This window comes from Crocosphaera sp. Alani8 (assembly GCF_038442745.1).
In the GTDB taxonomy this organism is placed as follows: domain Bacteria; phylum Cyanobacteriota; class Cyanobacteriia; order Cyanobacteriales; family Microcystaceae; genus Crocosphaera.
Genome location: NZ_JARVCN010000071.1, coordinates 1 through 11,728 on the forward strand (window position 1 = coordinate 1; position 11,728 = coordinate 11,728).

9 protein-coding genes are annotated in these 11,728 nt (G+C 39.8%); 1 reads left to right on the top strand and 8 read right to left on the bottom strand.

The features are described 5' to 3' along the window. Window positions 1-14 precede the first annotated feature (14 nt). The gene (locus P9B04_RS05405) at window positions 15-1,820 is read right to left on the bottom strand and encodes a cellulose-binding domain-containing protein (RefSeq protein ID WP_342053980.1); all 1,806 of its coding nucleotides are present in this window, start codon (window positions 1,818-1,820) and stop codon (window positions 15-17) included. An 821-nt stretch (window positions 1,821-2,641) separates the two neighbouring features. On the opposite strand from P9B04_RS05405, the gene hisA reads away from it, so the two are divergent. Next, on the top strand, window positions 2,642-3,415 hold the full coding sequence (hisA, locus tag P9B04_RS05410) for a 1-(5-phosphoribosyl)-5-[(5-phosphoribosylamino)methylideneamino]imidazole-4-carboxamide isomerase (RefSeq protein WP_342053988.1): 774 nt from the start codon (window positions 2,642-2,644) through the stop codon (window positions 3,413-3,415). Window positions 3,416-3,425: 10 nt separating this feature from the next. Here hisA and P9B04_RS05415 read toward each other — a convergent pair whose 3' ends face one another. The 7 genes from P9B04_RS05415 to P9B04_RS05445 all read right to left on the bottom strand — a co-directional run bounded on the left by P9B04_RS05415 (window position 3,426) and on the right by P9B04_RS05445 (window position 11,505). Then, a complete protein-coding gene (locus P9B04_RS05415; RefSeq protein ID WP_342053981.1) occupies window positions 3,426-3,968 on the bottom strand; it encodes a hypothetical protein in 543 nt (180 codons plus the stop codon). Between the two features lie 263 nt (window positions 3,969-4,231). Then, window positions 4,232-4,453 (bottom strand): MbtH family protein, encoded by a 222-nt coding sequence (locus P9B04_RS05420; protein ID WP_342053982.1) that lies wholly within the window; start codon window positions 4,451-4,453, stop codon window positions 4,232-4,234. Between the two features lie 107 nt (window positions 4,454-4,560). Beyond that, window positions 4,561-4,860, bottom strand: a complete 300-nt coding sequence (locus tag P9B04_RS05425) for a hypothetical protein (protein ID WP_342053983.1) — start codon at window positions 4,858-4,860, stop codon at window positions 4,561-4,563. A 57-nt stretch (window positions 4,861-4,917) separates the two neighbouring features. Then, on the bottom strand, window positions 4,918-6,408 hold the full coding sequence (locus P9B04_RS05430) for an aspartate aminotransferase family protein (RefSeq protein ID WP_342053984.1): 1,491 nt from the start codon (window positions 6,406-6,408) through the stop codon (window positions 4,918-4,920). 4 nt (window positions 6,409-6,412) lie between these two features. Beyond that, window positions 6,413-7,285 carry a class I SAM-dependent DNA methyltransferase gene (locus tag P9B04_RS05435; RefSeq protein ID WP_342053985.1) on the bottom strand — a complete coding sequence of 291 codons (873 nt, stop codon included), beginning with the start codon at window positions 7,283-7,285 and terminating at the stop codon, window positions 6,413-6,415. Between the two features lie 35 nt (window positions 7,286-7,320). After that, window positions 7,321-10,374, bottom strand: a complete 3,054-nt coding sequence (locus tag P9B04_RS05440; protein WP_342053986.1) for a thioester reductase domain-containing protein — start codon at window positions 10,372-10,374, stop codon at window positions 7,321-7,323. A 348-nt stretch (window positions 10,375-10,722) separates the two neighbouring features. Next, the gene (locus P9B04_RS05445; RefSeq protein ID WP_342053987.1) at window positions 10,723-11,505 is read right to left on the bottom strand and encodes an AraC family transcriptional regulator; all 783 of its coding nucleotides are present in this window, start codon (window positions 11,503-11,505) and stop codon (window positions 10,723-10,725) included. Window positions 11,506-11,728 lie beyond the last annotated feature (223 nt).

The window sequence follows — 11,728 nt, forward strand, 5'->3', positions numbered from 1 at the left end:
GACATCTGCCTATTCTAGCTTATAAAGGGTATAACAAGAGCGGATTTGGTATTAGAAATAGAACCATCTCCTAAGAATCCAAAAGATATCTCTTGACCAGCAGAGATTGTGCCGTTATAAACTGCATTCCTAATTACATAAGTGTCCCCATTTTGACTGACAATTTCTGCGTCCCATATTTGAGTAATGTTGCCAGAAAATTCAAACTCAATAGTCCAGCCATTGAGTGGGCTAGTATCATTGTTAGTGATTTTTCCTTCACCTTGGTATCCACTACCCCAATTATTAGTAATAGCAAAATCTACTTCGTAGTCCGAGGTTATGGGGTCAACTGGTAGATCAACTACTGGATCAGTTGGCGGGTCTCCTGGGTCATCTACTGGATCAGTTGGTGGATCTACTGGTGGGTCAACTGGATCAATTGGTGGGTCAACTGGATCAGTTGGTGGATCTACTGGTGGGTCAACTGGATCAGTTGGTGGATCTACTGGTGGATCAACTGGATCAATTGGTGGGTCTAGTGGATCAGTTGGTGGATCTACTGGGTCATCTGGTGGAGGATTAGAGCCTATAATTTCACCTGTGTAATCGGGATAGTTGATGTGATAGGGTGCTCTGTCCACTAACCCTGCCATAGGCACACTTTTGCCACTGAATACATTGTCAGAGACAATAGTAAAGTTGGCTATTTTATCCGATAGTCCCATGCGACCTGCGATATTGTCTTCTAGTTGATTTGCTCTCCACTCAAAATGTGAGCTATTCAAATCCGAGAATTCAATTCCGCTAAGGGTTATACTTTGCCCTGTAATCGGACTATAAAACCTCACCCCAAGAGCCGTTTGTTCTACCGCAAAGTTGAGTTGATTATCCCCTCGCACACTGAGATAGAAAAAGCTAATGCGGTCAGTCTCTGGATTAAATTCGACGATTTCTTCTAATCCTTGTTCATGGGAACGAACATAAACGGTATTTTCTCTGATATAGCCTGTGCCGTTTTCCCATGCTAAAGCTGCACTCAGGTCTTGTTGCAAGTGTGCATCGGAGATGGGGGTAAAGTTTTCTGCTTTGAGGTCTTTAAGATTAATCCCAACCAGTGTTAGGGAGCGGTTGGGGTTAAACATATTTTGGAACACCAGACCATCAACAGTATCAATGGGGATTTGATTGTGGATCGAATCGGGTCCAATATCTACTCTGTCTTGGGAGAGGTCGAAGTCGTTTATGCGTTGGTTGCTTCCATCGCTGTAGAAAATTTGACCTTCATCGGTGAGAGGATCTTGAGGGTCATCATTAGGTAATGGGTCTTCATCATGGTTGTGTTCATCCCCATGATCATGATTATATCCTTCATCGGTGAGAGGATCTTGAGGGTCATCATTGGGTAATGGGTCTTCATCATGGTTGTGTTCATCCCCATGATCGTGATTATGTATATCCCCGTTATGATCATTGTCTCCAGAGTCACCTGGGTTATTTGGATCAACCAGGTCAACTCCGTTGAGTTGATAGTTTGTTGGCTTGATCGTCATTCCATCGGATTTTGTCGCGTTAAATCCGAATGAGATGGTCTGACCAGGGTTAATTGTCGAATTCCAGGCAGCATTTTGAATTACATAGCGATTTCCGTTTTGGCTGACGATTCCGCCATCCCAAAGGTTCGTAATTTCAAATGGTGCATCAAACTCAATAATCCAGCCGTTGATTGGTTCTGTACCTGTATTTGTAATGGACAAACTACCAGTAAAACCGTTGTTCCATTCATTAATAATCGAGAAGTTAATCATGTCTTGTGTGTCTAGTATGTGGTCAAATAGCATTATTTAGCAGAAATTCTGCTGATTTAAGCATTAGCTTTATTGCATAAATTCAACCTCAGAAGTGAGTTGTATGTGCCTTTAAAGAGTAGGATTTCTTGACTGTTTAGCCATGAGTCTAACTATTTATTAGACTGAGTTTTTGGGGATTATTTCCTAATAGAGAACATTTTTAGAAAACAGAAAAATAATTGCCAGAATTCCCCAGAAAAAAGCTTATTAGATAATTTCTGATGTCATTCATTATAAGCTTGAATCTTAAAACATTTATGAATTTTAGAGATAATTTTAAGTATTAGAATAGATTGTTAACCTCACCTTAACTTCCCCAGAATTGTAAGAATAAGCTTCACTGATTAAAATTAATCAACTAGTAGTTTTTTCTCACACTCTTGAACAATATTTAAGTTTTAAACTCGTAACTTTGATGAAAAATTAGTTTAATTTTATTATTTAATCTTTCCATAAGACCACTGGGATTTCACTGATAAACGAACTTTTTTAAATAAAGTTTCAGGACTGAGAACAAGATTTGTTCACAATTTTTAACTTTAGGTATAATTCCGTAAATAAGATATAACTGCGCCACAATATGGACTATAGTACCAATTTTTAGGTAAGTCTAGAGAAAGTTCTTGAAAACTTCTAAAGTTAGTAAACTCTATTCTTTAAATATACATTGTAACCTTCTCCCAAATTAATTAAATTAACTGTCAACTGTTCACAAAAATGTCGACTCTTTACTCCTAATCTTCTTTTAATATATAATGTGTTCCTTTTTGATAAAATGATAATATTTGAAAACACCAAACAATATACCTTTCATGGATGTTATCCCTGCGATCGATCTGCTAGAAGGACGCTGTGTTCGTCTCTACCAAGGTGACTATCAACAATCCCAAGTTTATAACGAAAATCCCGTAGAAGTCGCTCGTCAATGGGCCGATGAAGGGGCAACCCGTTTACATTTAGTGGACCTAGATGGGGCAAAACAAGGTCACCCAGTCAATCTTGATACCATAGAAGCGATCGTTAGAGCAATCTCCATTCCTGTACAAGTGGGAGGGGGATTACGCGATCGCCAAAGTGTCTCCCAACTGCTCGATTTAGGGGTAGATCGCACTATTATCGGCACTGTAGCAGTAGAAAACCCTTCCTTGGTGCAAGAACTCTGTCAGGCTTTTCCTAACCGCATTGCAGTAGGAATTGATGCTCGTAACGGGAAAGTTGCTACCAGAGGATGGTTAGAAACCTCGGAAGTGTTAGCGGTGGACTTAGCCCAACAAATGGCCACATTTGGCGTGAGTGCTATTATTTACACCGATATCCATCGTGACGGAACCCTGCAAGGTCCCAACCGTGAAGCGTTGCGAGAATTAGCTAACCATATTGATATCCCCGTCATTGCTTCAGGGGGGGTTAGTTGTTTGAGTGATGTTTTAGGATTACTAGCTCTAGAAGCGATCGGCGTAACCGGTGTTATTATTGGCAAAGCATTATACACAGGGGACGTGAGCTTAACCGAGGCAGTTCGTGCTGTTGGACCTGGCCGTTGGCAAGATGTTCCCCCGGATCTCGGTTCGTCTGCTTTTAGTTAAGGTACTTTATTTACTCGGACTGATAGACTTCTTCTGAGGGCAAATCATATACTCTAATTATTAAATGGGCAAAAGCAATAAAACCTTGCTTTTGCAGTTCTATTTGATGGGAATCAAGATGTTGATTTTGATGATAAAGCAATAAAAAGGCATGATAAGTGCTGACAATTCCTTTTAATATAGAAAAGGCAGGTTTTGCACTTTCAACTCGTCTCACGTCAAAGTATTTATCATAATCAGTAATCTCCCAATCTTCAAGATGGGATTTTGTTGAGATAGACTCAAGTGCAGATACTTCTATTGCCTCAAGAGAAACTAATATCTTGTCTAGGGAAATCAGTTCTTTTTCGTGGCATGGCCGCTCTAAAACTCGTAAAAAATTATCGAGTATTTTTGTTAAATTTTCCCTATCTTGTTCATTAAGTTGCTGTTCCGTAGGTAGATCCCAAGGAACTAATAACTCAAGTAAATAGTTAGGATAAGATTGCTCCATTGATCTGTCGATTTGTTCATCGATTTCTACACTTTTAAAACTATTTACAGCAGTTCCCATACTTTTGAGGTATAAATTTTCTATCTTTAAAAAATAGGAGTCAAAACTCCCGTGTTAGATATATTTTATGGATTCAATAAACATCTGATAACCTATAAGTTGCTTCTCTAAATTTTACCACTCCCGTGTTAGATATATTTTATGGATTCAATAAACATCTGATAACCTATAAGTTGCTTCTCTAAATTTTACCTAGACAATCAACTTTATTTTAGGTATCAATCGTTTTAAAATTTTACAATTAAATTACCACTCAAGACTAGCTAGTCTTTAATAGATTTTTCCATCTGTTTACGTAAACTTAGAGGTCTCATGTCTGTCCAAACTTCTTTGATATAGTCAAGACAGATTTGTTTCTGGCCACTTTTTCCTGTGTCTCGCCAACCTGCGGGAATATCCCTATAATCTGGCCAGATAGAATATTGCTCTTCGTGATTAACAACAACTCTATAGATTGTTGTGTCTTCTCTGTCCTCTTGATTCATGTTTTTACAATTAGTTATTTACATTTACAATGATACTAAATATTTTGGGATTTGCACAACTCTATGTGGTTAAAACTTTTGGAGATTTACGGCATAGTTAGTTGAGATTAATTAGAGTCAACAGATGACGGAATTTCAAACTTGAGTGTGTTATGACAAAATTCTTTCCACTCTTCCGTAACTCCATCAAAGATAATATTTTCGTCTTTGAAAATACCATCGGTAACGACATAGTTTTCTTGTACATAAAGAAAGTCTTCATCGGTCAGTTTTCTCTTTATTTGAACTGTTTTTTCCTCAGCCTCTTGAGTTTCTTCTCTAATATTTTCTAGCTGTTCAGTCCACTGACTGTATTGACGTAAATCTCTCAAAAGATATGCTTTACAATATTTCCCGATAACTGCCATTTTCATCAATCTCCTTAATAGTTAGAAAACATTTAATTTCAAAGCAAACTAATTAAATTACTCCAAAAATCCTCCTGTTTGTAAATCGTCAATACTATCAAGAAACCCTTGGATGATAAAATTGATGTCATCATCGTTGTGGGCTGTAGATAAAAAACCACCTCGATCGCCCTGTCGCAAATGCACCCCTCTACCGATTAAATAATAAGACAGTAAACTGAGGGCTAAGGGTGAAATAACGCTCTGAGACAGATCCATTGCAAAAAATGACCCAAAATTGACAAATCTCATGGGCTTTTTCCTCGATTCTAGCTCATCGTTCAGACGAGTTACCAGTTTTGTCGTTTTCTGGTTCAGTTCTTCTTGCAGGGTTGGCCCCTCGGTTTTGAGGTGATTTAACATTGTTTTGGCGGCTGCTAGGGACAGGGGATGTTTGCAATATGTCCCGGCAAAAAAGGTGGTTTCAACAGACGGGGAGGAGTCGTCCCCAAAGTTCCACGTACCCCCATCTATACCGTCTAAATAAGCCGCTTTCCCTGCAATTATGGAGAGGGGTAAACCACCTCCCGCAATTTTGCTGTAAGTTACAATATCAGCCTCGATGCCGAACCATGCCTGTGCGCCTCCCTGATGGATACGGAACCCTGTGACCATTTCATCGAAAATTAGGGCGATATCCGCTTCTTGGGTAACTTGTCGCAAGGAGTTGAGAAAGGCTTGGGGTTGTATCTGGGGACAACGACTTTGGACTGGTTCAACTAAGACTGCAGCTAGTTCTTTGCGGTGAGATTTAATGATCTCTAAGGATTTATCATTGCCGTATTCTAACACCAGCACATCTTTAGCTTGACTGGGAGGAATACCAAGGGCAGCCGGAACAGCTTTGGGGTTGAGGTTATGGTACAGTTGGGTTTGTAGTGGACGTACCAACCGACTTAACCAGCCTTTATCGCCTACTCTTTCAGATATTCTCCGATTAATGGCTTTTTTGGCGTATTCGGCAAAGGTTGCTCTCACCAAAGTTTGATCGCTGTGACCGTGATATGAGTCCGTAAACACGGCTATTTTTTTGCGCTTTGTGGCTGTCCTAGCAACACGTATAGCCGCCATGATAGCTTCTGTTCCAGTGTTGCTCAAGGTGACTCTTTCCATACCGGTCAAGTCTTGGACCAAATGGGCTACTTCTGCGGCTAGAATGGTTTGAGAACCGACTTGTATGCCTTTCTCTAGTTGTTGGGCGATCGCTTCTTTGATAAATGGGGGATTATGACCCAATAAATTAACCCCTAATCCCATCAAAATATCGACGTATTCGTTGCCGTCAACATCACATATTCTTGAACCTTGGGAGCGTTCTATTATGATAGGATAACAAATTTCTTTGATGTTAGGAGAAAACTTAATTCCCAATGCGCTGCGATCGGCTAAAACAGGTCGATTTTTTTGAACCAGTTGTTTTGATTTAGCGGTTTTTTTGTTATGGGATTCAATTAAGTTTTTCAGGGCTTGTTCCTGAATCTCGGATTTACTCTTAGAAGTGACTTGCATAACTTTATTTCTTCTCTGGTTTACGACAAATAAAATAGGCAGAATGGTTACTATCTACATTTTGATTTCCGTCAATAGTTTTGACATTAACATCGATAAATCCCACAGATTCTAAAGTACTTTTGATACTTTCTAGATTATGACCTTTGACTTTATAGACCATTTGCGATCGCAGCCAATCTTTTTCCCATTCTGCAAAGTTTGCTAATAGTCTCACTCGGAACCCAATTAACCGATTCCAGCTTAAAAGTTTGTATAAAGTTTTTTTGATCAGGGACAATACAGAAAAGTTTTTCCTGTTAGGTTCCTGAAACAAAGTAATGGTAAAATCGCCGCTATTTTCTTCCCCGTTATAACTAGGAACCAGCATCCAAGCGTATCTATTTTTAATTTCTCCCTCGACAATCTTCCCCTGCCACCATTTTTTCATTTGTTCGGGGTGATTTATATCGAATAAGAATAATCCATTTTCCCGTAAGGCTGTGTAAACATTTTCAAAGACTTTGTGCAAATCCTCTAGACTTAAAATATGATTGAGGGAAGCACTGCTGGAAACAACCCCATCGAACTCCTGGGGTAAATCCAATTTACGAGCATCACCTAGAACAAATTCCCCATTTGGAGCATTTTGTTTGGCGTAGTTCAGCATCTTCTCGGAACCATCAAATCCCGTGACTTGGTAGCCTTTTTCTATTAGCTGTTGGGTTAAATGACCGGTTCCACAACAAAGGTCTAGTAGTTTTGCTTCTGATCCTAAATGAGATAATAATAGAGTTTCTACGGGCTTTGCTTGGTTTTTCCCATATTCAGGTCCCATTGTTTGGTTATATAGCCAAGCCCAAGTATCGTATTCAGTATAGCGGTCTTCAGTAAACATGGTTAGGGAGTTTAGGAGAGTTGGGTGTTCTTTTACTAATTATTATTTAACGGGGATAAAAAGCCGTTTTCTAAGAGATAGGATATATAAGTTTTAAGTAGGTTGCGATCTATAGCTGGACAGGATACGGTACTATTATTAAGTCCCTCGATGGCATTATAACAATCAAATTTTAAATTAAACGATTTAGTAGAAGCATCATCAGAGCGTGCAGCAGAGAATAAGGGAACTAGAGGATATAGGGGATGGTTGGGGGAACTTTTAGCTACACCCAATAACTTATTGTACCACTGCTCATAACTAATCCTTTCGATACCATAACCCATTGCCTCCAGTTGTTCAAATAAGAGGTCAGAAGAAACAGGGTTGGTATGAATTAAATGGAAGGCTTTTCCGAGAGTTTCTGACTGCTTGGATAAAGAAATAATAGCCTGACTTACATAGTCCACTGGTAAAATATCTAAGAGCATTTTACCTTCTGGAGCAGATCCCAGGTGAACATAGCCAATAATTAACTTATACAGGAAATCGTGGGGATTAAAAAGACCCGTTTTACTGTGACCAGAAATAGGGCCAACACGGTAAATAGAGGTAGGTAAACCCCTTTCCTGGGCTATTGTAACCAATTTTTCTGCCACCCATTTACTTTGAGCGTAACCCCCTAAAGGAAGTTCTTCGGGATCTAATTCATCGCTTTCTTTGATCACCCGTTTTTCTGAGAGATCGGTGGGGTTAAACACGGAAATGGTAGAGATAAAATGAACAGGTTTTGTTCTTCCTTCACAGGCTAACCTTAACACTTCTTGAGTCCCGAAAACATTGGTAGATTTTAAACGGGAATAGGGATAGGTATGATTAACCCAAGCTCCATTATGGTAGATTACCTCGCTTTCTTTGCCTATGCGCTCAAACTGTTCTTGAGAAAGTCCTAACAAGGGTTTGGATAAGTCTCCTATCAGGGGAATGATCCGAGGGGTAAAGCTGTCATCCCAAGCATAATGTAGTTTTAGACGGTTACAAAGTTTTTCTCTTGCTCCTTCTGGGGTTTCTTCCCTGACTAAACAATAAAAAGTAGCTGACGTTTGTTTTAATAGGTCGTAGAGCAGTGCTGTGCCTAAAAACCCTGTGGCTCCCGTTAAAAAGATTTTCGTGGGTTCAGAAGCTATTTTATAGGGGTTTGGAGGGATGATTGAGGGGTCGAGAACTGCCTCAGCTTTTAAGTTAGCTTGTGTCTTAGCTGGAGTAAGAAAAGCGATAATTTCTGGTTTACGGGCCTTCAGTTCCCCTTGAATAGCTGGCGTTAACACCCCTTTCGGTGCATTACAACGCAAGCGATCGCCGTCTAACCGTAATTTTATATCTAACGCCTCCAACTCCCCTAAAAACTCGTTTATGGATTTTTCTTTAGTCGATCCCATTTCTGTATCCCCCCTAGAGTCTGAGTTCTGATCGCGCACCAAAAGATGATTGGAACGGAGTGAAGAACCCCTAATTCCTTCTTCTAAAAACATTTCCTCGCGACCCAATAATCGTTTGCTAATAATATTATGATTACAACAATATTTTACCAGTTGATTAGACTCAATGATAGGACGAGACTCTTCTGTGTAGTTGAGGGAAGTAATATATTTCAGCCAGGGTTCTTGTCCCATTGCATAAACATAAACTTGTTCAGGGGCAAACCTTTGCACCAATTTTATCGCTTTTTCAGCATTAGATCCATCCAGTCGTCTTGTTTCTGCCATTTTCCTCGCACTGGTTACGCTTAATAACGGTTTATAAGCCCAGGTGTAGGGTGCGCCGTCACATTCCATCCCAATAAACAAGACATCTAAATTACCAAATAAATCGTACAAATGATCATAAAGTTTGGGTTCAATATTATTGGAGTCCGCCGCACATAAAATTGAACGTTCTTTTAACTGTATTAAATAGGCCGTTTTAGCTGCAATATTTAAGTCTCCGTGTTCCCCTAAAAAGGGTAAACCGATAATTTTCCCCCCAGGAATATGGATATTATCCAGTTCATCTATTTCCCTAACATTTGTAAACCCAATGTATTCTAAAGCTAGTCTTAAAGAAGGATCTACCAACAAACCCTTATTACTTTTGGGGACTACTACTGTACCTATTTTGTGGCGTATTTGTAAAAGGGTTTCTAACATTACATGGTCTTGATGATTATGAGTAATCAGAGCATAATCGATATGAGGAGGTAGATCCCCATAACTATAACGGGGTATTCCTGTGGGGTTTTCGTTGCTAATGAGGGGATCACAGAGAATACTTACCCCTGCTGCTTCCACTAGGACACAAGCGTGGCCAAAGTATCGGACTCTTACCCCTTCTCCTTCATATTTAGGGGTTGTTCGAGGAACTTCCTCTGTAAAAAAAGAGGAAAAAAGGGCTTCCTGATGGGATTTAATGGCTAAAATGTCCTTAATTTCGGCGTAAGACCGAGCCGTATGGCGCATAGTCAATAAGCGATCTAGTTTTTTGGCTTTAAAAGGTATATTAATGTGCAAATTTTGCACAGAAGGTAAACGAGGGGTACTAAGAACAAAAGAACGGCGATCGGGGTTTTCTAAAGATAGGGCAATGCTTTGATTTTGGGGGTTGTAATAAGGACTATGATAAAGTAATCTTTCGATAAAGCGAATTGATGGATTATTGTAACTATCATAAACCAATTCTACATAGCCTTTTAATGGGTCAGGAACTTTTTTGTATAGAGGTTCTAAGGAATAACCTGTACCTTCTTGGTTTAAAATTTGTTCTAGTTTATCGATTGATTTTGCTAGGTTAATTAACCGTGCTTGTTCTGTTTTTGTCCTTGCCAATAACTGTTTAATTCCTCCTACTCTACTCTCATCGTAGTTAATAAAAGGACCCCCAATCATAGCAGGATTTTTTAATGCTGAACGATGGACTTGAGGCGCAACCACGAAGGATTCCATCATTTCTAGGTGAGATTTTGTCACATACATGGCCGCCGTAGCAGGAGAAACTAGATATGACCAAGCATACCACTGATTGATCAAGGGTTCGACAATCACATTAGGTTTGAGATAAACAGGGGTATTCGTCATTTTTGAGGATATTTTGTGAGGACTAATAGGTCCGAAAATAAGCAGCTTAATTCTTTATTTTAATATTTTATGGCAGAGGGCAGAAGGCAGGAGGCAGAGGGAATATAATAATGATTCAGCAAATACTCTCTCATAGCAGTTTTCAATTGTGTGTATCAAAATCTCGGTTTAGTGAGGGTGGGGAGTGTACTTCGACTTCGCTCAGTAACAGGGAGGGGTGGGAAGTGTGGGGACTATTTTTCTCTGAATTTGTAATCTATGCATAAGAAAATTGCTATCAGACAATTTTTCGTCTTATCTCCTCAAGAAAGACTCAACTCCTAACTCCTAATACCGAACTCAGGTATGTTACTTTCTCACTGATATTTGATAAGCCTTTGGACTTACTCCAAACTTCTTCTTAAAAGCGGTGGTAAAAGAAGAGTGGCTATCATAACCGACAGTACGCCCCACTTGAGCAATAGTCATGCAAGGTTCTAAAAGTAACTCTTTGGCTCTTTCCAAACGGCGATCTCGCAAATAGCCAAATACGGTGGTATTGAACACCTCTTTAAAGCCCTGTTTAAGACTGTAGTCACACATCCCCACTTGGCGAGCTAACTCCATCAGTGATGGTGGGTTGGTCAAGTTTTTTATCAAGATTTCTTGGGCGTAATGAATGCGATCTCGGTAGTCGAGATCGAGTAAAGTAGCCTGAGTTTCGCTCTGGTGAATATTGGTTTCTTCCTCAATTAACAAGGCCATCAGTTCTATGGCCTTGCTTTCTAAATACATCCGCTTGGTCAGCCCTTTATAAGGGCATTGTAGAATTTGCTGCAACAACGCGTTCATCATTGGTGATGTTTGCCCAACACGCTTATAGCAAGCAATTTCCCTCGGTCTAATCAAATGCTTGAGTGCTTTGGGCAACTCTTCCGATGAATCGCTTACAAAAGAACGCAACACTTCTGGCTCAACAAAAATGGTAACAAAAAGGAAGGGACCCGTATCCGTAAAATCATCAGTATATGCATCGAGGAGACCACTACCGTGGAGAAGGAATCTTCCTTTATTAATGGAAAAGCTGGCTTCTCTCAAAGAAGTAAAGTCCACAGTTTTCTGTTTTCCGAAAAGGATAAAATGCCATGTCAATGGGCGCACCTCTTCAGGAAGCTTTAAGAGAAGCCGATCTCGATTTTGTGTTTTCTCAATCAGTAGCGTTATTCCCTCCCGCAGATAAATCCATCGCAGCCATCCTTCAGTAAATTGCCCCAGGTAATGCCGAGTCAGATCCTGTTTATCGGTTGTATCAAAATGCAGTTCCTGTATCTTCTCAAAAAGCCAGGGGTCACTCGCTGCGAAAACTTAGGCCAAA

Excerpts from the sequence above, each read along its gene's own strand:
- P9B04_RS05405 (WP_342053980.1), bottom strand. The coding sequence starts at position 1,820 with ATGCTATTTGACCACATACTAGACACACAAGACATGATTAACTTCTCG.
- P9B04_RS05420 (WP_342053982.1), bottom strand. The coding sequence starts at position 4,453 with ATGAATCAAGAGGACAGAGAAGACACAACAATCTATAGAGTTGTTGTT.
- hisA (WP_342053988.1), top strand. The coding sequence starts at position 2,642 with ATGGATGTTATCCCTGCGATCGATCTGCTAGAAGGACGCTGTGTTCGT.
- P9B04_RS05415 (WP_342053981.1), bottom strand. The coding sequence starts at position 3,968 with ATGGGAACTGCTGTAAATAGTTTTAAAAGTGTAGAAATCGATGAACAA.
- P9B04_RS05440 (WP_342053986.1), bottom strand. The coding sequence starts at position 10,374 with ATGACGAATACCCCTGTTTATCTCAAACCTAATGTGATTGTCGAACCC.
- P9B04_RS05425 (WP_342053983.1), bottom strand. The coding sequence starts at position 4,860 with ATGGCAGTTATCGGGAAATATTGTAAAGCATATCTTTTGAGAGATTTA.
- P9B04_RS05435 (WP_342053985.1), bottom strand. The coding sequence starts at position 7,285 with ATGTTTACTGAAGACCGCTATACTGAATACGATACTTGGGCTTGGCTA.
- P9B04_RS05430 (WP_342053984.1), bottom strand. The coding sequence starts at position 6,408 with ATGCAAGTCACTTCTAAGAGTAAATCCGAGATTCAGGAACAAGCCCTG.